Origin of the sequence: Methanolobus zinderi (assembly GCF_013388255.1) — an archaeon.
GTDB classification, from domain to species: Archaea; Halobacteriota; Methanosarcinia; order Methanosarcinales; family Methanosarcinaceae; genus Methanolobus; species Methanolobus zinderi.
The window spans coordinates 1,709,020-1,729,215 of the sequence record NZ_CP058215.1 but is presented as its reverse complement, the minus strand read 5'-3'; the positions used below and the strand labels follow the sequence as shown (position 1 = coordinate 1,729,215).

The window sequence follows — 20,196 nt, the reverse complement described above, 5'->3', positions numbered from 1 at the left end:
AATTTTTGTGAAATAATTTTAACTCCATATCTCTCATGCTTATGCATTTTCAGACCTCTTATTCTCTACACTGAACGCTTTCAGACACTTTCCGTTGATTCCTGCCTTCTTTCCGTCTATCACTTTTCCTGCTACCTTTACTCTGTCATCTTTCATTACAGAACAAATCCCCGGGTATATGATTGTAACCTCTCTTCCTTCATATTCTGCCAAGAACACACTTTCATATTTACTTCCCAGTTCCCCGAATACGATAAGAATCGGTATCCCAACAAAGATAGTAGGTACTTTGTATATACTCGAATTTGTGAGTACACAGGCACTAAACTCTTCACATGCCTGATCTTCTGTTCCTGGTTTATCAGAATAAAATCTGCTGAATATAAGAAGTGAGATGACTATCAAAGCAGCTGTTATGCCCCAGAGAAGCTGACCTGCAAAAAGAGCAAACACTAAAAAAGTAAACATCAGGATAGCTGCTATAATTGTTTTATTTTCATTGGTAATGTTCAAAGTAATTCTCAATGTGGTACTGATTTGAAATTATATAATCATATCGAAAATTTGTATGTAAAGATAGAATTTTATACTTATGTATGGTAAGGAGTCCATTTCTTCAAATGCATCTTCCAATTTGCTAGTTGAATTCCAGGTCTAAAATTCAATTTTGACTGGAAATTTTACCGGATTTTATCTTCAGACGTTTTTTTTAAACAGATTTATATAAACATTTAATAAGCATGAACGCATATATGGGGGCAGAGATTTTTATTAAGAAAAATGAAACAAGAGAATTGAAACAAATCTTTCTTTGATTGAATTTGAGACAATGAACGAGTACACATTTTGAACGTAATTAACGCATGTTTTGATAATTTTCTTCAGGGAGAAGTAGTAGATATGGTAGAAAAACAGGGCTATGATGCAAGCAATATCCAGGTTCTGGAGGGACTCGAAGCTGTCCGAAAAAGACCCAGTATGTATATAGGTAGTATCGATGGCAGGGGCCTGCATCATCTGGTATATGAAGTTGTAGATAACAGCATCGACGAAGCACTGGCAGGATACTGTTCCGAAATAGACGTAGCAATAAATCCCGAAGGTACTGTCACGGTCCGGGACAATGGCCGTGGTATTCCTGTGGGTATGCACTCAAAATACAAGAAATCGGCACTTGAAGTGGTAATGACAGTTCTCCATGCAGGAGGAAAGTTCGATAAGGACACTTACAAGGTCTCCGGTGGTCTGCATGGTGTGGGTGTATCCGTAGTCAATGCACTTTCCGAATGGATGGAGGTTGAGGTCCAGCGTGACGGCAACGTCTATTTCCAGCGTTATGAGCGTGGCAAGCCGCTTGATGAGTTGATAGAGATCGGTGAAACGGATGGTACAGGTACCAAGATAACCTTCATGCCGGACTCCCAGATATTTGAGACCACGAATTTCGTGTACGAGACACTTGTCACCAGGCTTCGTGAACTTGCTTTCCTGAACAGGGGAATCACAATAAATATTTCCGACATGCGTGCGGAAGAACCACAGCAGGAAACCTTCCACTACGAGGGCGGTATCAGGTCATTCGTGGAGTATCTTAACCACAATCGCAGTGCACTCCATGACTCTCCTATCTACTTCGAGCGCGAGAAGGAAGGGACCGCTGTTGAGATCGCCATGCAGTATACTGACAGTTATACCGAATACGTGTATTCCTTTGCAAACAATATCAACACACACGAAGGTGGCACTCACCTGGTAGGTTTCAAGGCTGCTCTTACAAGGGTTGCCAACGACTACATCAAGAAGAACAATATGACCAAGGGTGATAACAAGCTCTCTGGTGAGGATATACGTGAAGGTCTTACAGCTATTATAAGTGTCAAGCTCACCGAACCCCAGTTCGAAGGACAGACCAAAACCAAGCTCGGGAACAGTGAGGTTAAGGGAATTGTGGAATCAATGGTCTCAGAAGGTCTTTCCGAATATCTGGAAGAGAATCCCAAGGTTGCTTCGGCAGTTCTCCAGAAAGCACTGGATGCCCAGCGTGCAAGGGAAGCTGCGAAAAAGGCTAGAGAGCTCACCAGAAGGAAAAGTGCCCTTGATGTGAGCACATTACCCGGAAAGCTGGCGGATTGTTCCGAGAAGGACCCGTCCCTTTGTGAGATCTATCTCGTGGAGGGAGATTCAGCAGGTGGTTCCGCAAAGCAGGGCAGGGATCGTAAGTTTCAGGCAATATTACCCTTCAGAGGTAAGATCATCAATGTTGAGAAAGCACGTCTTGCAAAGGTACTGAAGAACAATGAGGTTCTTTCCCTGATCACTGCTATGGGAACGGGCATAGGTGATGAATACAATATTGACAAGGCACGCTATCATAAAGTTATAATCATGACCGATGCCGATGTGGACGGAGCACACATACGTACTCTCATCCTCACATTCTTCTTCAGGCACATGAAACCTCTGATCGATGCGGGGTACGTGTATATTGCTCAGCCGCCTCTTTATCGCATAAACAAAGGCAAAGCGGAACATTACGTCTATTCCGACAGGGAACTGGACCGGAAATTAAAGGAGATAGGAGAGAAAGGAATCGGTATCCAGCGTTACAAGGGTCTTGGTGAGATGAATCCCGAACAGCTCTGGGAAACCACCATGAATCCGGATACACGCACACTTCTGCAGGTAACCATGGATGATGCCATTGCGGCAGATGAAATGTTCTCCGTTCTCATGGGGGATGACGTGGCACCACGTAAGAAATTCATTACAACGCATGCAAGGGAAGTCGCAAACCTGGATCTGTGAGGTGAGGAAAAATGGCAGATAATATCGATAACGAAAATGTACAGGATGCAGGTTCACCTGACGAGCCGGAAGACACGGTTCCTTTAGACATCCAGCCCACGGATACGGGAGAGAAGATCCTTCCTGTGCTTATTGAAGATGAGATGAAGAACTCATTCATGGACTATGCAATGAGTGTCATTGTAAGCCGTGCACTGCCGGATGCAAAGGATGGTCTCAAACCTGTTCACCGTAGAATTCTCTATGCAATGAAAGAGGCCGGCATTACCCACGACAAGGCTTACAAGAAGTCTGCCCGTGTAGTGGGAGATGTGCTCGGTAAATACCACCCTCACGGTGATACTGCAGTTTATGATTCACTTGTGAGAATGGTCCAGGAGTTCTCCCTGCGCTATCCGCTAATTGACGGTCAGGGTAACTTCGGATCCATTGACGGTGATTCCGCAGCAGCCATGCGTTACACTGAAGCACGTATGGATAAGATCGCGGACGAGATGCTCATTGACATTGATAAGGAAACGGTTGCCACCAGGCCCAACTATGATGGTTCTCTTGAAGAGCCGGTTGTTCTTCCTGCGAAGTTGCCCAACCTGCTTATCAATGGTTCGACCGGTATTGCGGTTGGTATGGCAACCAATATGGCACCCCATAATCTCACTGAGGTTATCGATGCCACACTGATGATCATTGACAATCCCGATGTAACGATTTCCGAACTCATGCAGGTCGTCAAGGGACCGGATTTCCCAACAGGTGCCACTATACTTGGAAAACAGGGTATAAAAAGTGCTTATGAGACCGGAAGGGGACGTATACAGCTTCGGGCAGTGGCCGAGATCGATGAGATCAAAAAGGACAAGTATGCTATCATTGTCACCGAGATACCTTATCAGGTAAACAAATCAAAACTCATAGAGGATATAGCTTCACTGGTGCGGGATAAGAAGATCGTAGGAGTATCCGACCTGCGTGATGAATCCGACCGTGAAGGTATTCGTGTAGTTGTGGAACTTACCCGCAGCACAAATCCCAATGTTGTGCTCAACCAGCTTTACAAACACACACAGATGCAGACGACCTTTGGTATCATCAATCTTGCTCTTGTGGATGATGTCCCGAGAGAACTGAGTCTGAAGGAAATGCTGCGCATATATCTCGATCACCGTATAGACGTTATCCAGAAGCGTACCCGGTACCAGCTAAAGAAGGCTGAGGACAGGGCACATATCCTGAGGGGTCTGAAGATCGCTCTGGATCATCTGGATGAGGTTATCTCTCTTATCAGGTCCTCAAAGGATGTCGAAACCGCAAGGAGCGGGCTTATCGAGAACTTCGGTCTTGATGAGGTGCAGGCACGTGCAATTCTTGATATGCGCCTGCAAAAGCTGACGGGTCTTGAAAGGCAGAAGATCGAGGACGAGTACAACGAACTCATCAAGCTCATTGCAGAACTGAATGAGATCCTCGCAAGCGATGAAAGGAAATATGAAATCATTGTGTCTGAACTCAAGGATCTGAAGGAACGCTTTGGTGATGAGAGGCGAACCTCCATAAACGGAACCGTTGAAGAGCTGGAAGATGAGGATCTGATCCCTGATGAGGAAGTGGTTGTGACCATTACCAATAGCGGTTACATTAAGCGTCTTCTCCTGGATACTTATTCCAAGCAGCGCAGAGGCGGTAAGGGAATTATCGGCATGGATATCAAGGATGAGGATTTTGTCACTGATATCTTTGTGGCATCAACGCATGATTATATCCTGTTCTTTACCAATCAGGGAAGGGTACACTGGCAGAAAGTATACGGAATCCCCGAAGGAAGCAGGCAGTCTCGTGGAAAGGCCATTGTCAATCTTCTGGAACTTGGTGAAGGTGAAGTGGTTACAGCCATGATACCTGTCAGTGAATTCGTTGAGGATAACTATCTCTTCATGGCAACCCGCAAGGGTACCGTTAAGAAGAGCCAGCTCTCTGACTTCAGTAATCCGAGAAAGGGCGGCATCATTGCAATGAAACTTGATGAGGATGACGCGCTTTTGAATGTTGCACTTACCGACGGCTCCAGGGAACTTGTTATGGTTTCAAGTCATGGTAAGGCTATCAGGTTCTCCGAAGAGGATGTACGTTCCATGGGCAGGGCCGCCCGTGGTGTCCGGGGAATGAAACTCGAGGCCGATGATTCGGTTGTCAGTCTGGATATCGTGGATAATGAAGCGGCACTTCTTACGATAACAGAGAACGGTTTTGGTAAGAGGACTCTCTTCGAAGAATACCGAACCATGCGCAGGGGCGGACGTGGCGTAATTACCATTGTGACAAGTCTGCGTAACGGTCCTGTTATCAATGTCAAGTCTGTAAAGGACGATGACGAGGTAATGCTGACCAGTTCAGAAGGTATAATTATCCGTATTCCTGTCAAGGATATACGTATCCAGGGTCGCAATACCCAGGGTGTCAAGATAATGAATGTACGTACCGACGACAAAGTGGTAGGAGTAGCAAGGATAAGACTGGATGAGGAATGATGTAAATGCTTTTAACCATTAACCTTATTTAATAGTCTACAATCTGGAAGGTTAATTCGAATTTATTACTAACAATTATCAGGATGATATTATGGAACTCGAAAAATTGAGACATGGTACCGAACTCATAAAGCGCGGTTTTGCAAAGATGCAGAAGGGCGGTGTTATCATGGATGTAACAACCCCCGAACAGGCACATATCGCAGAAGAAGCAGGAGCTGTTGCTGTTATGGCACTTCAGGCTGTGCCAGCCGATATAAGGAAAGCCGGAGGTGTTGCAAGGATGGCCGACCCCCAGATCGTTTCCGAGATCATAGATACTGTCACCATCCCTGTAATGGCAAAGGCCCGTATCGGACACTTTGTGGAAGCCGAGATATTGCAGTCGCTTGGTGTTGATATGGTGGATGAGTCCGAAGTGCTCACACCTGCTGACAACAAATATCATATAGACAAGACAGACTTCACAGTCCCGTTCGTATGTGGTGCAAGGAACCTTGGTGAAGCACTGCGCAGGATTAACGAAGGTGCAGCCATGATACGCACAAAGGGCGAGGCCGGAACCGGTGATGTGAGCGAGGCCGTAAAGCACATGAAACAGATCATGGGCGAGGTCCGTACACTTAAAGGTATGAGCCGGGAAGAGCTTATAGGTGTTGCACGTGCGATCGAGGCTCCGATCGAGCTTGTGGTCGAGACTGCAAATCTCCAGAGACTTCCTGTGGTCAACTTCGCTGCCGGCGGTGTGGCAACTCCTGCTGATGCAGCTCTTATGATGCGCCTTGGTGCAGACGGTGTCTTCGTAGGCTCCGGTATCTTCAAGGCAGAGAATCCGGAAAAGATGGCTGTGGCAATCGTCGAGGCCGTGAACAATTACGATAATCCCGAGATCCTTGCCAAGATCTCAAAGGGCATAGGCTCAGGTATGAAAGGTATCAGTGTCGATACCATTCCACAGGAGCAGGCTCTGCAGACGCGCGGATGGTAACTTAACTATTCCATCCCTTCTTTTTTCTTTTAAAACGTGCTAATACGTGATATTTATGCGCATAGGTGTTATTGCTATTCAGGGTGATGTTTCCGAACACGTAGAGGCCCTCGAGCGGGCTCTTGATGAGCGCGGAAATGAGGCCGAGATAGTGGCGATAAAACACAGGGGTATTGTTCCCGAATGTGATGCACTCGTCCTTCCAGGCGGGGAAAGTACTACCCTTGGAAAACTGCTGATACGTGAGGGTATTTCAGATGAGATACAGGAAATGAACGATGCCGGCAAACCCATAATGGGAACCTGTGCAGGTCTGATCCTTCTTGCAAAAGAGGGCGACGAACAGGTTGAAAGAACACATCAGCATCTACTTGGACTCATGGATACAAAGGTCAACAGAAACGCCTTTGGAAGACAGTTTGATTCCTTCGAGACAGAACTTGAACTTCCGTTCCTTGATAGTCCGTACAACGCGGTATTCATCAGGGCACCCGGAATCGTGGATTGTGGAGATGATGTCACAGTTCTGGCAAAAATCGATGATATGATCGTTGCTGCGGAACAGGAAAATGTCCTGGCACTTGCTTTCCATCCGGAACTGACACTTGATTCAAGGATTCATCAGTATTTCCTGGATAAACTTTTCTGAGTATTGTTTTCAACTTACTTTATTTTCTCTTTTCACTGATTTTAAAACCAAAACAGCACTGATGAAAAAGTATAAACTTCATCGCTGTGTAGATTTACTGTACTTTTATTTTGATACGGAGAGGTGAATCAATGGTAAAATTAACTGATGAGATGAAAGAAGAATTTGCAAAGATGAAGATATTCCCGTTCGCTACCGCTTCAAAGGACGGTGTACCCAACGTTATTCCTATTGGTATGTGCTTCCTTCAGGAAGATGATGAGACCATCTGGATAGTCGACAATTTCTTCCTCAAGACAATGGATAACCTCAGGGCAAATCCAAAGGGCGCCATCTATGTCTGGGGACCTGAGATCAACGGTTGCTTCCAGATCAAGGGTGATATCAAGATCATCGACCGCGGTGAGGAATATGATGCCATGCGCAAGATGGTAAAAGCAAAGAGCGACCGCTTCCCTGCAAGACTCCTTGTTAAAATGAAGATCACAGACGTCTTTGAGTGCAAGAGCGGACCTGATGCCGGTAAGAAGTTACTCTAAGTAGCTTCTATCTCTTTTTTTTGTTCCCAATATTTCTCAGTTTTCAATAAGTCTGATCAATATAAAGACAAGTACTCCAAGAGTTGCACCCAGGTAGATCCATCGAATATATTTCCTTGCTTCCTTTTCATCAGATTTCAATAATCCCGACAATGGATAAATGATCGAGATATCCATTATTGCGATAGGTATCAGATAAACAGGGGCCAACCAGTCCATTATAAATGGAACCGATGTCAGGAGAACAACAGAAAGGAATATGTAGCTACTTATCCGAAGAGCAAAATCCTTTCCATATTTAATGGCCAGGGAATTTGAATCTATTAGACTATCTCCCTGAATATCCATGGCATCAGCGGCAATTTCTTCTCCCAGGTCTATTAATGCGGCAATCAAAGCAAAAAACCAGACGATATTGTTGAATGGTAATCCGACGGACGCGCCGCCATAAACAAATGTCATCCCTACTGAAAGGCTTACCATTATGTTTCCGGGCAAACCGCTCCTTTTGTATCTCCTGTTATATAGAAACCCGATTATTGTCAGGATGATCACAAACAAGAGAGCAAAGAGACTTATCAGGTAACTAAAGATAAGGCCAAGGGTCATGAGGAACAATGAGAATATCAGTGCTTCTGACGGAGTAACAAGTTTTGAAGGAATTGGCCGGTGGGGTGCATTGATCCTGTCTGTCTCAACATCAAAATAGTCATTTAGCACCAGTATTGAGGCTGAAATTAAAAACACTGACATAAAAGCAAGTATGCTTTCTGAAATAGATGCAAAACTGCCCAGGGCTAAAATCTGTCCCATTACCACACATACTCCGGCGGAGAATGGAAGTTCAACTCTTGATAATTGTATCAGACCCTTTACCTTTTTGTTTACAGGATGCATTTTCAAAACATGAATATGCATTCTGCTATAAGCTTCTATCTTTATTAAATGGTAATTTCGGGGTTCGAAATATCTCAGAACTAAATAGGTAGTGTTGTAGAATAGTTTCCTGACCCTAAAACAAGAATGGAATGTGCCATGTTCTTCCATCCATGGCACATTTCGAGTAGCAATGTTTGGAGTGTTATGTTTTATTGAACATAACGACAATTCCTATGCTTTTTGGATATAAGTAATTTTCTACAATCCATAAACAGCAAAAAAAGAAGTAATAGGTGAAAAACTATAATTCATTCTTTCATTCAAGCTTTTCACCGCAGTTCATGCAGAATTTCTCACCGGCTTTTGTTTCATGTCCGCAGTTCGGACACCTGTTCTTTCCGTTGCCGATGTTCGATCGCTGTATTACGCTGTCGGATATTGTGGTATTGTTGATATTGTAGTTTGTCACCGAGTCATCAACGAACAGCTTAACATCCGTACGTTTCTCGATCTCCTCAAGGATCTTATGGTAGAATCCGGTGAGAGCCTCCTCCTTTTCAGCCCATGCCTTTATGATGAGGCGGGATTTACGCTTACCAACGACTTCCACATAAGCTGCGTATCTCAATCCGGAAACACCTTCGGCATAGAAACGTGCAACACCTGTGAAAAGTTGTTGTGTGGATGTGACCTCTGCCGGGATCATATAGAGATTCATGTCCTTGAGAATGCGTGTGCTCATGTCAAAGAGATTCTCCGCAGGTATATCCAGGTCCCTGGTATCTTCCTCGGCGATCAGCATATCACTGACATCTTCTCTCCATGTGTATTCGTCGGTCTCCACCGTCCTGAGGACCGGACACACTATATCGACCATTTTATCGGAGAGGTCCAGCTGGATATGCTTCTTCTTGCTGTAATCATAGTAGCGTATACTTCCTGAGATGATGCAATTGCCACATTCTCCGGTGGGACGTATATGGAAGGTGACCGTCTTACCCTCTCCGGGCTGGAGCATGGATATGGTCTTATCCCCTTCCTTCAGTCTGAATACGTCTGGCACGAAGAGAGTCACCCGGATATCGCCGACAGGTTCCTGTGATGGGTTCTCGACCTTTATCTTATAGAGGATGCTTGCACCTTTGTACTGGACTGCAGATTTGATCACGACATCCTTTGTTCCTGAAGAAACGGGAGCCTGTTTTTTGGGTGAAGCACTGCTGGTCTGTTGTGCTGCGGTAAAGGATCCTGCCTGTCCTGCAGCCTTTGCAGCTTTTTTCTGTTTCCTTTTCTTACCGGCTTTCCTGATTATGAATATAGGGATCAGGATAATTATCACCAGGGTAAGCAAACCAAGGAATGCATCTTCGTCTGAACTGTCTGAATAAGTGTCATCGTAATAGTAATCGGTACTGGTATCTCTGGTTTCTGCTGTTGTTCTTGTGTCTGTGGAATAATCATAAGTGTAGAGATAGACATCGGATAACAGGACATAATCGGTATAATCAACTGTGTAGATATCACGTATGCGGAACTCAAGCAGGAGGGCATTATCCTCATAGTAGAAATCGTCTCCCACAATGTAGTAGTCGTCCGAGAGAACGGTTCCGTAATAGGTTATTGTCAGTCTCGTGGTCTCACTATATGTATCCACCTCAGGCACATTGAGATAGTAGCCGTAACCCAGGTCAGCAAACTCGCCTTCCATCAACGGTATGTCGTACTCTTCAACAGAAGAGCCCGCAGCAGTCGGAATTAAAAAAGATATGATAAGGAAGAATATGAGTGAGTGTCGTATATGTTTTGATTTCATTTGCCACCCATTTGTTTTTTAAAACAGTATGTACTTTGTTTTTATATAATTTCGGGTAAGGAATTAACTAAAACAAAAGTTGTGGGAATCATTGATTTTCCGACAGCTTTCTTCCACACTGGCCACAGAAACCTGCTTCCGCAGGTACGGTAGAACCGCAACCGGGACATTTCCTGACAGAGGGTGACATTTTGTCATGTGCAGCTCCCATCAGGGCGGCATCAAGTTCCTGTCTTCTGTATGAGTCAGCACGCTCACGGTCCTCGACATCCATCATAAAACGGACCTTGTCTTCCTTTGCGATAGCCTCGCTCTGTCTGACCTTCGCAAGGGCTTCCAGTTGTGCTGCTGACATCTTCCCGTACTCGCGGCCTTCACTGACCACCTTTGCCACATCCGCTCCTCCGGTTTCCGTGATGGTTTTCAGGTATTCCATATCACGGCCGTGTTCGCGGTCCTTCATATCTTGTTCCACTTCAAGCTCCGCTTTCATTCCCCTGGCCTTTGCAAGCTTGAGTTCTTCCTTGAGGGAGATCGCTTCCCTTGCCTCACGCATGTCCGCTTCATGCTGCAGTCTTTCAAGCTCGAGCCGGGATGTCACATCCTTGTGCTGCTGCCCTCGCTCAAAATCACTCTGAGCGGCAATGCTTGCGTTATCGGCACGCAGTTCCGCAACTTCTTCACGGGACCTGCGTTCAGCATCTCCTTCGACTGCCAGTGTGTCCAGCTCGGACAGTTCTTCGGAAGTGTTGAAATCGTTTGTTGCCTGCATAACAATTCCATATGATCCAAGATCCCACTTAACAGTGTACTTAAGTGTCTCAAGTCCCCAGAGTGACAGGGTTGATTTGAGTCTCATCTCAAGCTCGTTCTCCAGTTTCAGGCGAAGATCTCTGTTTCCGTAGAGGTTTTCGACACTCTCCTTGCGGACCTCGGGTTCAAGTACCAGTGTTATGGCTTCGCTTTCAAGGCGATCATAGATATCCTCCACTGAAAGCATCCTCTCACCTTTTCTGTTCGGAGCCGTGTAGGCATACAGCATCTGGAAGAATCGCTTTGCTTCCTGTATTCTGAATCGCAGAAGTCCGCTGCAGGCTACCTTCTGATTATCCGCGGTCCAGAGCTCGGACAGTGACCATTGAAGGTCCTTCGGAGATGTATCCATGAGTGCCACATCAACGTCCTTACCAATGTTCCCTGGTTTCAGCAGCCCTCCGACTCTTAGTTTTCCTTCGTCTACGGTTTCCTGCAATTCACCGTTCTTGATCATGGCTGCTTTTTCGTTGGGTGAGAGTATTATATCCTTTCTGAAAAAACCGCTGACCCTATTCTTTGGTACGACCCGTGCAATGTCGCTTTCGCTTCTTTTCCACTTGAATGCCATTTTTGCCACCTTTTGATTTTCAGGCTATGTTCTGTTTTATATATTGGATAAGTATTATATATATTGTTTTCCATTGTATACAATAGTAATAGAATAACGGTGAAGATGAAGACTATGACAAGATCCTATCCGGTAAGCGCCAGAATATCTGAAGACAGTAAAATATATCTTGAAAGCTTAGTAGAAATGGGTATAGCGATCAACAAATCTGAAGCTCTCAAATTGTGCATCAGGTATGCAAAACAAAAAAAGATGGAGGAGGAACTCTGATGGTGTTCAAGAATCCTTTCAAAAAAGTCTCTCCAGAAGAAATGAAAACAAAGCTCTCGATATCCGAGCAAAGGCTTACGGCCCGTGAAAAGGAACTGAAGAAAAAGCAAGAAAAAGCAAGATCAGAAGCCAAGGAAGCACTTGCGAATGGAAACGATCGTGAATTCAGGGTCGCTTCAAGACGCTACTCACTGGTAGAAGGTCAGGTCAATACCATTGGCAGCATGGTGGAGATGGCACAGTCCATGTCCGATGTCATTGAGATGCAGACCGGTCTCAAAGAGGTCGTGGAGATCGGTGAGGATCTGGGACAGTGGCAGAAACAGCTTGGTTTTGATACCAATAAGCTTGAAGGCGCGGTGACCAATATCCGTACATCCATGGAAAAGGTGAATACAGCAAGCACAATGATGACATCCACAATGGATGCTGCCATGGGTGGTAATGCTGAGCTCAGTGAGATGCAGGATTCCCTGAGGTCAGAACTGCTTGCAGAACTCAGCAGCTCGGAAACCAAAAAGGATGACCTGTCCAAAAAGATAGATTCCGAGCTGGCAGAAACCGAATAACTGCTGTATGGGAACGCAGACTAAAAACACATGTGAGGTGCACATTTGACTTCAGCGATCACCCTCGCAGCCCAGGCACGTGGATATTCCAAGGCAGCAAAGGAACTTGAAGAAAGCGGCCAGCATGAGAGAGCAAGACAGCTATACCTTAAGGCGGCCAAGCTCTATAATGATGCCTATGCGTCTGCAGGTGACGAAATGGACCGTAACACCCAGCGTGACCTTGCGGAACATCTTTTTGCCAAGGCACAATCACTTAAATCATCCTCTGCAAAATACTCAAGTGGTGGTCTGGAAAGCAGTAATGGTTCTGATAACAGGGATGAATCATCCCTGTCAAAGGATGACCTGATCCTCAAAGAGATCCCCAATATCGGCTTCCCAGATATCGGAGGTCTTGAGGATGTAAAGGAAGAGATACGCAAGGCGATAATCTATCCTTTCACCCACAAGGAACTCTACCGGATGTATGGTCAGAAAGCAGGAGAGGGAATCCTGCTCTATGGTCCTCCCGGCTGTGGAAAAACAATGATGGCAAAGGCTGCGGCAAAGGAATGCGGTGCGGAGTTCATCAGTGTCAAGACCAGCAGCATCGTAAGTAAATGGGTGGGTGCATCCGAGAAGAATATCAAGCAGATATTTGATACCGCAAGGCAGAGTGAGAGAGCTATAATCTTCTTTGACGAGATCGACTCTGTAGCTGTCAGGAGAAGTGAGAGCGAAGATTATGCCAAGAGGGTTGTAAACGAAATGCTTGCCCAGATGGACGGTGTGGATACTGCAGGCGATGACCTGCTTGTGCTTGCAGCCACCAATGAGCCCTGGTCCATTGATCCTGCCCTGAGACGCCCGGGGCGATTCAGCAAACTTGTCTTCATACCCGAGCCGGACCTTGAAGCCAGGGCGGCCATATTCGATATTCAGCTTAAGGACCGCCCTATTGATGATGAAGTCGATGTCATGGCCCTGGCAGGAATGACTGATTCCTATTCGGGTGCTGACATAGCATCCATCTGCAGGGAAGCGGCAGATATCCCGCTTGGTGAAGCTCTTCGGGGTGGGGAGATTCGCAAAATAGGTATGCAGGACTTTGCCACTGTAATCGAGAAGCGCAAACCCTCGATTACAAGCTGGTATATCGGAGCCAGGAAAGCTATACAGAAAACAGGTGAGGAAGAGGTTTTCGGTGAGATATTCAGCGGATAACGGTTACAGGTTCTCATGTTCTTCCCCACACTTTTTGCTTTAGGGACTAAGACAGAAAAACAAATTATTTATATATTCTGATCTATATATTAATAGCTACTTCTAGTTGATCAAGTGTGATACAATGAGAATTCCCAAACTTCTGGCCGGTACAGTAAAATCATTCCCCTATGTCCTTTTGAACCGGGCGGGTGGATTGGCAGGAATATTGCTTCAGCTCTACCTTTTTGCATGGATCTTGTGGGCTGCTGTGTTTATCTCGGGAAATGCAGATATTATTCCTGAACTTGCCTACATCAGAAGTTTATCATACCCCGGGATACCTGCATCCATCCCACCTGTCCTGGCAGGCATAGTGCTTCCTTACCTGCCGGTTTATTTCTTCTGGATATATGACAGGACTCTGGGAGCCAGGAAAAGAAGAAATAAAGAGCTAAAAGCGTACGAATCCGTCAGAGCTGATTTCAGCCTCCCTCCCAAAATGGAACTTGGGATCGGCAGTTCGGTATCTTTCCAGATAAGTAACCCTACAAAGTCACAGGTCGAAAATATCTGGATCAGGGCAGTTTTTCCCGAATGCATACGCTGTGATTCCCCTGAGGTCTCGGCCGGTTCTCTAAAACCGGGAGCATCCAAATCCGTATCGATTTCATTTGTTCCCCTTTGCGCCGGGAAGGCCGATCTGGGACTTGTTGATTTTTATTTTGAAATGAAAGGGAAAGAGTTCAGGAAAGAACCTTTTTCCATGGGTACACATGAAGTTAGCTGCTCATATCTTACTATCAGTGCGGATGTTCCCGAAAATCTCAAATTCGGGCAACCTGCTTCCATGCAGGTCTCATTGAGAAACGATTATAAGATGTCACTGATAAAACCTGCTGTCAGGTTTTTCCTTTCAAAGGGAATCGAATCAGATTCCTCTGTTTTTACAATGGATGAGGTCACCCCGGATTCTGCCAGATCTTTAGCCTTTGATATAGTTCCGAAGATGGACCGTGAAACAAGTCTTGGTTATTTCAATGTGAGATTTCACCTGAACGGGAACGAATGCTACGTAGGGCCTGTGGATCTCGGAAAACGCGATATCGGAATACCGGACTTTGATGTCAGACTGAACATCCCGGATAATTTCCACAGGGAAGTTCCTGCCACCATCGGGATAACGGTTGATAACCACTCAGATGTGCCGCTTTCAAAGCTCAGGTTCACAAGCTGTTTTTCCTCGCAGATCGAATGTGAGTCACCTGAAGTATCCATTCCTGAAGTCCGGCCTAACTCATCAAGTTATGTATCCCTGTCCGTCAAACCGAAGACAGGCGGGAAGGTTGATCTTGGAAACATGAATATCTCTTTTGAGATAAACGGCGTTGAAGGTCATAGAGAACCGATCTATCTTGGAACTCACAATATCATTTGAACAATTTACCGGCTCTTACATCGCAATAATTTAAATGACAACTATTGCAAAGAATCAAAAGTAGATCAAGAGGATAATCATGTCTAAAATTCCCACAGACATCCAGATTTTACAGGAGCAGAATCGTCAGACTGCAATAAAGAATCTTAAAGATGCTTATGGCCTGATCGAGAAGCTTGTCCAGAAAACGTATATTGATAACGATATGGACGCAAACTCCAGTCTTCGTAATATACGGACTGATGTTTCGAGAATTATCTCTGAAATGGGAACAAAGGGACTTGGAAATTTTGACGGAAAAGAAGGTAACCTGGAAGATTTTTACGATTCAGAGGACAGATTCATCGCTACTTCAACAGCATTCCTGGAAGCTGTCAATAATTCGCTTCTGTCACAGGATACTGTGGATATTTTCCTGCTGGAGACTCAACTTGGCCAGTTTGAGAAAAGCCTTAATGAGAGAATCCTAATCGACCAAAATGTACTTGCTGAATTCAAAGAAAAAGAGATGGAAGCCGGCTTATCAAACGATAACATAGGATCGGATGCCACCTCCATGGAAAAAGAAGCTCCGGGAACAGGAAGCTTTATGGGAGTAAGCTCTGACAAATCAACTCCTTCAGAGAAACTCCCCGGTCCTTTTGGAATAAAATCCTCTGAAATATCCGGCATCAGCAATGAAAAACAAAAAACGGAAACTGAAATCATTTCCTTTTCAGATGAACCTGATACGGAAACCCTTTCCGGGATTTATAATTACTTCAATCTGCTTGAGCACAAGTATTCTCACAACCAGCCGGAAGTCTCCCATGATGGTAATTACATAGGTGACAAAAAATGGAGTTTTGATGTCTCTGACAGACGTATCATAGGGTTGGTCAAAGATGGTGTCTTCAGGGAACTTTTGCATTTTGAGACATACTGGCATCCTATGGATGACGTGAGGGAAATGATGCAGTTTGTCCAGTCACGGGCAAACGCTGTTCCGGGTGGACAGTTCCGCAGTCTCTGCCTTGTAGCTTCTGTCTGGAACAACGAAATAAAGGATTGGGCTAAAGGGTTCATGCATCCGCGCCTGGTCATCTTCCTTTATGAACTGGATACCGGTGATCTGATTTTCAACGAATCAGTTGATACCGGTAGAAACCTGTATATCTGGCATAGCTCCGGGAGAGAAATAGTGTCTCTTGAAGACGGGCTGCAGGAATTTATGGAAAATAACGAATACTTTGATGCACGGGATATCGCAGAAGAAACCGGACTGAATGTGAGAGGTGCGGAGAAATTCCTTCAGAAACTTGCAGACAGAAAGAAGATAATCAGTATAGGATTTGGCACTTCCAGCTACACAAAGTCTGGATTGTAATGCCGGAAATATGGATAATGAAAGTTAGTTAAATAAAAAAAGAGCAAAAAAGAGTGATAAATTCACTCTTCTGCTGGTGCTGCTTCTACTTCTTCAGTTTCCTCAGCTGGCTCTTCTTCGCCACCGAGGATTTTCTCAATGGTCTTGTCGCCGTATTCGACAACAACAGCATTGATCTGTACGATGTCAGGTGCGATTTCCCTTCCACGCATCATTTTCCTGCGACGTACTCCCTTTGAGACGGGTGTGTAACCAACGCCACCTGCGACAAGTACTTTCTGTCTCTTAGGACCAGGTACGTCAGGTCTCATGACCATTCCGCTCTTGTCACTGCCGCCCGTTATCTTCAATGTATATCCCTGTAATCCGACAGCTCCACCGTCTACTGTCTGACCGATGGCTTTACCGATAAACTTGTTAGCTTCTGTTCCGGTTACGTCGAATTGATATGCTTTTGTTTTAGGGTCTGATACCACAACTTTGAAATCTGCCATATTAATTCTCCTTTAGTCTATTTTTCCTTTGTATTCTAATGATATTCATGAGGTCTGATTTCCTGATCTCACTTTGCCCAGAAAGGATTTCCTCTCCTTTTGATCTCAAGAAATGCATCCAGTGTTTCTAATTCGTCTGCCGTCAATGTGTCGTAAATTTCATTTTCAAGGGTTTTGGCATGTCTTTCCGGGATATTCACAAAGAGGAAATCTTCCTCTTTTATTTGCCTGCCAACAGTCGGACCCTCTAGTGCAAGTGCAACTTCCATACCTACCCTGGCTTTGGAGATATTCTCTCCGCTTAATTGAAGGCCTTTGACCTTGCCTACAACGGTTCCATCTTCTGTAGTGACATCGACATTTGTTTTTACCACACCGCCGATGATCTTAACACCTACAACTGCAGGCTTGCTCTGCCTGAAAGTGCAGTTTGGAAGTATCTGGAACCTTCCGGGTTTTACGATATGTTCTGTCATCTCTTTCTCGGCAAGCTCCTTCTGCTCCTTTGCCCAGTCCTCGTAATCATCAATAAGTCTGTAGATGATATCACTCATAAAGGATCTGATATCGCTATCCTGCAGCTTTTCCTTAGCATCCGGAAGCACCTTTACATTGAAGCCTATGATCACCTTGTAGAATGGATCCTCAATTGCTGCAATCTCCACGATGTCACGCTGGGAAACATCTCCTACACTTGCTTTCCTGATCGGGATCTCCTCTTTCTTGAGCTCGTTTACAAGAGCTTCCAGAGAGCCTATCGTATCGGCCTTGATGGTTATTCCCATGGCATCGGTATCTATCTGGACGTCCTCTATCTCATTTTGGATCTCATCCGAGATCGCATCAATGTTTTCAGGTGTAACTACCCTCACAGGGGATCCTGCAAGAGCACTGTCCAGATTCGGTGCCGATATTTTCACACCGATTGCCGCTGTCACGGACTGTACCTGTTTGAACTTCTCCTCGGCCTTTATCTCCGAAAGAGGCCGGGGTTTTAAAAGAGCACGGACCTTGGTCTGTATTGGTTTGCCAAGACTGCCGACAACTATCATATCGCCCTTTTTCAGGGTTCCGTCATAGAGAATGACGTCTATTGTGGTTCCCAGTCCCTTTTCTTCTTTTACTTCCAGGACAGTTCCTACTCCGGGTCCGTTCGCATTATAATGCAGATTACCCTCAAGGAACCTCTGTGCAAGGCCCAGAAGTACCATAAGCACATCGGGAATACCTTCCCCTGTCATGGCACTTATTGGTATTATTCCTATATTACGCTGGAAATCACTTACCCTGTCATGTCTTTCAGAGTTAAAACCTGCTTCGTAAAGTTCGCCCACGATCTCATAGAATTTTCTGTCAAGTTCGGCCTTTACGTTATCAGCCTGCTTGTTATAGGAAACAATGAATGGAGCGTTCTTCTGTGCTTCCCAGCCATGTATCCTGTCTATCTTGTTGGCAACAACCACAAAAGGAGTCTTGAACCTTTTAAGTATCTGCAGACTCTCGATGGTCTGTGGCATGAAACCCTCATTGATGTCAATGATAACAATAGCCAGATCCGCAAGTGATCCTCCACGACTTCTCAATGAGGTGAAGGCATGATGTCCTGGCGTATCAATAAAAAGAAGACCTGGTACGATGAACTTGTTCCTCAGGTCAGGGTTGCCACATTTGTTTACGATGATATCTATGGGAACCTCGGTGGCACCTATATGCTGGGTAATAGCTCCTGCTTCACCCTCTGCTACGGTACTACCTCTTATCCTGTCAAGTAGTGTGGTTTTCCCATGGTCCACATGTCCCATCACGGAAACTATTGGTGTACGTAAATCCTGCTTAACTGCCATTGCAACCCCTTCGAAAATAAGTTACTATAATAAGCTATCAGTGTAAAGGTTTTCCGGGATCCGTTGGATCTTGGATCAAAGTTCCCGGAAAGCTTTTTGATCACTCGTAGAGGCAAACCTCGTCGATCTTAGCGTAATCTACGATCTCTGATTCGCTGAAGTGTATAGCTATTTCACGCTTTGCCGCTTCAGGGGAATCCGATGCGTGTACGACATTTCTTCCTGTTTCTATCGCAAAATCCCCTCTTATTGTACCGGGGAGTGCATCAACAGGATTTGTTGCGCCGTTCATTTTACGCATGATGGAAATTGCATCTTTCCCTTCGACTACCATGGATACGCAAGGGCCGGATGTAACATATTCCATAAGTGCACCGAAGAACGGCCTTTCGACATGTTCCTTGTAGTGCTCCTTTGCTTTATCTTCTTCCATAAAGCCCATTTTCATAGCCGATATCTTCAGACCGCGTTTCTCGATCCTTGCTACGATCTCTCCGATGAGTCCTCTCTGTACTGCATCAGGCTTTATCATAATGTATGTCTGTTCCATGTCCGACACCACATTATGCTTTCTTCAGGTAAACTCTTCCCTGTTCTGTCCAGACAGTACGTCTTGGCAGTCTTCCAAGATCGAAATTCTTCTCGCACTTTGAAGAACAGAATAGGAACGATGACCCATCCTTTTTTATAAATATCTTGCCGGTTCCGGCTTCAAGGAAGCTACCGCAAAAAGAACATTTTCTCTGTTCCATCATGATCACCTTGTGGTCAGTTTCTTTGCTTCTCTTGATGTTTCTACTAACATCAGTATGTCACCGACTCTGATCGGACCGACACAGTTACGGGTGATTATACGACCCTTGTCACGTCCTTCGAGTACACGGCACTGTATCTGGCTGGCTTCACCATGCATGCCGGTATTTCCGATGACATCAATGACTTCAGCCGCATAGCCTGTATCTTCATCTGCCATATCGATACCTCACGTTAAGTATTATTTCAGTGCGCTTACTTTCTCTGCAATATCATCTATGAGTGAGCTTCCCTTTCCGGAATCCACGATTGCCACAGCTGCACAGGCAACACCTATGCCACAGGCTGCACCAAGTTCCTTCTGCTCTTTTACATAGATGTATGGAGTGTTCTTCTCTTCACAGAGTGGTCCGATGTGTGCGACAACTTCTGCAGGACTAACATCCTCTGCGATCACGGCAAGCTTTGTAATACCTCTCTCGACTGCTTTTGTGACTTCGTTGGTACCTTTTTTTAGTTTGCCTGTGTCTCTTGCAAGTTCTACACTCTCAAGCGCTTTGTTAGCTAATTCTTCTGGAACGTCAAATTTTGCTGCCATTTTATTATCTCCTTCGAAACCATGTTACTTACATGGTTTTTCATTATTCATTGCAGATCAGGCTTGAGCCTGAACTAATTTGGCCAATATAGGATTG

Annotated in this window: 20 protein-coding genes; 10 read left to right on the top strand and 10 right to left on the bottom strand. The window is 45.2% G+C overall.

The annotated features are described in order from the left end of the window. Positions 1-39: 39 nt before the first annotated feature. Positions 40-513 (bottom strand): hypothetical protein, encoded by a 474-nt coding sequence (locus tag HWN40_RS08480; protein WP_218165465.1) that lies wholly within the window; start codon positions 511-513, stop codon positions 40-42. A 387-nt stretch (positions 514-900) separates the two neighbouring features. On the opposite strand from HWN40_RS08480, the gene gyrB reads away from it, so the two are divergent. The 5 genes from gyrB (at position 901) to HWN40_RS08455 (ending at position 7,506) form a co-directional block, all read left to right on the top strand. Further along, a complete protein-coding gene (gene gyrB / locus HWN40_RS08475; protein WP_176965328.1) occupies positions 901-2,805 on the top strand; it encodes a DNA topoisomerase (ATP-hydrolyzing) subunit B in 1,905 nt (634 codons plus the stop codon). 11 nt (positions 2,806-2,816) lie between these two features. Further along, positions 2,817-5,330 carry a DNA gyrase subunit A gene (gene gyrA, locus HWN40_RS08470; RefSeq protein WP_176965327.1) on the top strand — a complete coding sequence of 838 codons (2,514 nt, stop codon included), beginning with the start codon at positions 2,817-2,819 and terminating at the stop codon, positions 5,328-5,330. A gap of 91 nt (positions 5,331-5,421) precedes the next feature. Continuing rightward, a complete protein-coding gene (gene pdxS / locus HWN40_RS08465; protein ID WP_176965326.1) occupies positions 5,422-6,318 on the top strand; it encodes a pyridoxal 5'-phosphate synthase lyase subunit PdxS in 897 nt (298 codons plus the stop codon). Positions 6,319-6,373: 55 nt separating this feature from the next. Then, positions 6,374-6,967: a pyridoxal 5'-phosphate synthase glutaminase subunit PdxT gene (gene pdxT / locus HWN40_RS08460; RefSeq protein WP_176965325.1), complete on the top strand. Its 594-nt coding sequence runs from the start codon at positions 6,374-6,376 to the stop codon at positions 6,965-6,967. Between the two features lie 131 nt (positions 6,968-7,098). Next, complete coding sequence (locus HWN40_RS08455) at positions 7,099-7,506, top strand: pyridoxamine 5'-phosphate oxidase family protein (protein WP_176965324.1); 408 nt, start codon at positions 7,099-7,101, stop codon at positions 7,504-7,506. Between the two features lie 36 nt (positions 7,507-7,542). Here HWN40_RS08455 and HWN40_RS08450 read toward each other — a convergent pair whose 3' ends face one another. From HWN40_RS08450 to HWN40_RS08440, 3 genes are all read right to left on the bottom strand, one after another. Then, complete coding sequence (locus HWN40_RS08450) at positions 7,543-8,553, bottom strand: UbiA family prenyltransferase (protein ID WP_246275878.1); 1,011 nt, start codon at positions 8,551-8,553, stop codon at positions 7,543-7,545. Between the two features lie 148 nt (positions 8,554-8,701). Beyond that, positions 8,702-10,198, bottom strand: a complete 1,497-nt coding sequence (locus HWN40_RS08445; RefSeq protein ID WP_176965323.1) for a zinc ribbon domain-containing protein — start codon at positions 10,196-10,198, stop codon at positions 8,702-8,704. 88 nt (positions 10,199-10,286) lie between these two features. Then, complete coding sequence (locus HWN40_RS08440) at positions 10,287-11,582, bottom strand: SPFH domain-containing protein (protein WP_176965322.1); 1,296 nt, start codon at positions 11,580-11,582, stop codon at positions 10,287-10,289. Between the two features lie 105 nt (positions 11,583-11,687). On the opposite strand from HWN40_RS08440, the gene HWN40_RS13480 reads away from it, so the two are divergent. The 5 genes from HWN40_RS13480 (at position 11,688) to HWN40_RS08420 (ending at position 16,410) form a co-directional block, all read left to right on the top strand. Next, positions 11,688-11,852 (top strand): hypothetical protein, encoded by a 165-nt coding sequence (locus HWN40_RS13480; RefSeq protein WP_218165464.1) that lies wholly within the window; start codon positions 11,688-11,690, stop codon positions 11,850-11,852. Then, positions 11,852-12,421 (top strand): hypothetical protein, encoded by a 570-nt coding sequence (locus HWN40_RS08435; protein ID WP_176965321.1) that lies wholly within the window; start codon positions 11,852-11,854, stop codon positions 12,419-12,421. Before HWN40_RS13480 ends, HWN40_RS08435 begins: the two co-directional genes overlap by 1 nt. Positions 12,422-12,466: 45 nt before the next feature. Beyond that, on the top strand, positions 12,467-13,627 hold the full coding sequence (locus HWN40_RS08430; RefSeq protein ID WP_176965320.1) for an AAA family ATPase: 1,161 nt from the start codon (positions 12,467-12,469) through the stop codon (positions 13,625-13,627). Between the two features lie 124 nt (positions 13,628-13,751). Beyond that, positions 13,752-15,044, top strand: coding sequence for a hypothetical protein (locus tag HWN40_RS08425; protein ID WP_176965319.1), 1,293 nt, complete (start codon positions 13,752-13,754; stop codon positions 15,042-15,044). A gap of 79 nt (positions 15,045-15,123) precedes the next feature. After that, a complete protein-coding gene (locus HWN40_RS08420; RefSeq protein WP_176965318.1) occupies positions 15,124-16,410 on the top strand; it encodes a hypothetical protein in 1,287 nt (428 codons plus the stop codon). 62 nt (positions 16,411-16,472) lie between these two features. On the opposite strand, the gene HWN40_RS08415 is transcribed toward HWN40_RS08420, so the two are convergent. The 6 genes from HWN40_RS08415 to rpl7ae form a co-directional block, all read right to left on the bottom strand. Continuing rightward, a complete protein-coding gene (locus tag HWN40_RS08415) occupies positions 16,473-16,904 on the bottom strand; it encodes a 30S ribosomal protein S6e (protein ID WP_176965317.1) in 432 nt (143 codons plus the stop codon). Positions 16,905-16,972: 68 nt separating this feature from the next. Continuing rightward, positions 16,973-18,748, bottom strand: coding sequence for a translation initiation factor IF-2 (infB, locus tag HWN40_RS08410; RefSeq protein WP_176965316.1), 1,776 nt, complete (start codon positions 18,746-18,748; stop codon positions 16,973-16,975). 100 nt (positions 18,749-18,848) lie between these two features. Further along, on the bottom strand, positions 18,849-19,298 hold the full coding sequence (gene ndk / locus HWN40_RS08405; RefSeq protein ID WP_176965315.1) for a nucleoside-diphosphate kinase: 450 nt from the start codon (positions 19,296-19,298) through the stop codon (positions 18,849-18,851). A gap of 13 nt (positions 19,299-19,311) precedes the next feature. Then, positions 19,312-19,503 (bottom strand): 50S ribosomal protein L24e, encoded by a 192-nt coding sequence (locus HWN40_RS08400; protein WP_246275877.1) that lies wholly within the window; start codon positions 19,501-19,503, stop codon positions 19,312-19,314. A 2-nt stretch (positions 19,504-19,505) separates the two neighbouring features. Further along, complete coding sequence (locus HWN40_RS08395; protein WP_176965314.1) at positions 19,506-19,721, bottom strand: 30S ribosomal protein S28e; 216 nt, start codon at positions 19,719-19,721, stop codon at positions 19,506-19,508. A 21-nt stretch (positions 19,722-19,742) separates the two neighbouring features. After that, positions 19,743-20,099, bottom strand: coding sequence for a 50S ribosomal protein L7Ae (gene rpl7ae, locus HWN40_RS08390; RefSeq protein ID WP_176965313.1), 357 nt, complete (start codon positions 20,097-20,099; stop codon positions 19,743-19,745). Between the last annotated feature and the right edge of the window lie 97 nt (positions 20,100-20,196).

What these genes read in the sequence shown, in the direction of transcription:
- gyrB (WP_176965328.1), top strand. Translation starts at nt 901, where the DNA reads ATGGTAGAAAAACAGGGCTATGATGCAAGCAATATCCAGGTTCTGGAG.
- gyrA (WP_176965327.1), top strand. Translation starts at nt 2,817, where the DNA reads ATGGCAGATAATATCGATAACGAAAATGTACAGGATGCAGGTTCACCT.
- pdxS (WP_176965326.1), top strand. Translation starts at nt 5,422, where the DNA reads ATGGAACTCGAAAAATTGAGACATGGTACCGAACTCATAAAGCGCGGT.
- pdxT (WP_176965325.1), top strand. Translation starts at nt 6,374, where the DNA reads ATGCGCATAGGTGTTATTGCTATTCAGGGTGATGTTTCCGAACACGTA.
- HWN40_RS08455 (WP_176965324.1), top strand. Translation starts at nt 7,099, where the DNA reads ATGGTAAAATTAACTGATGAGATGAAAGAAGAATTTGCAAAGATGAAG.
- HWN40_RS08450 (WP_246275878.1), bottom strand. Translation starts at nt 8,553, where the DNA reads ATGGAAGAACATGGCACATTCCATTCTTGTTTTAGGGTCAGGAAACTA.
- HWN40_RS08445 (WP_176965323.1), bottom strand. Translation starts at nt 10,198, where the DNA reads ATGAAATCAAAACATATACGACACTCACTCATATTCTTCCTTATCATA.
- HWN40_RS08440 (WP_176965322.1), bottom strand. Translation starts at nt 11,582, where the DNA reads ATGGCATTCAAGTGGAAAAGAAGCGAAAGCGACATTGCACGGGTCGTA.
- HWN40_RS13480 (WP_218165464.1), top strand. Translation starts at nt 11,688, where the DNA reads ATGAAGACTATGACAAGATCCTATCCGGTAAGCGCCAGAATATCTGAA.
- HWN40_RS08435 (WP_176965321.1), top strand. Translation starts at nt 11,852, where the DNA reads ATGGTGTTCAAGAATCCTTTCAAAAAAGTCTCTCCAGAAGAAATGAAA.
- HWN40_RS08425 (WP_176965319.1), top strand. Translation starts at nt 13,752, where the DNA reads ATGAGAATTCCCAAACTTCTGGCCGGTACAGTAAAATCATTCCCCTAT.
- HWN40_RS08420 (WP_176965318.1), top strand. Translation starts at nt 15,124, where the DNA reads ATGTCTAAAATTCCCACAGACATCCAGATTTTACAGGAGCAGAATCGT.
- HWN40_RS08415 (WP_176965317.1), bottom strand. Translation starts at nt 16,904, where the DNA reads ATGGCAGATTTCAAAGTTGTGGTATCAGACCCTAAAACAAAAGCATAT.
- infB (WP_176965316.1), bottom strand. Translation starts at nt 18,748, where the DNA reads ATGGCAGTTAAGCAGGATTTACGTACACCAATAGTTTCCGTGATGGGA.
- ndk (WP_176965315.1), bottom strand. Translation starts at nt 19,298, where the DNA reads ATGGAACAGACATACATTATGATAAAGCCTGATGCAGTACAGAGAGGA.
- HWN40_RS08400 (WP_246275877.1), bottom strand. Translation starts at nt 19,503, where the DNA reads ATGATGGAACAGAGAAAATGTTCTTTTTGCGGTAGCTTCCTTGAAGCC.
- HWN40_RS08395 (WP_176965314.1), bottom strand. Translation starts at nt 19,721, where the DNA reads ATGGCAGATGAAGATACAGGCTATGCGGCTGAAGTCATTGATGTCATC.
- rpl7ae (WP_176965313.1), bottom strand. Translation starts at nt 20,099, where the DNA reads ATGGCAGCAAAATTTGACGTTCCAGAAGAATTAGCTAACAAAGCGCTT.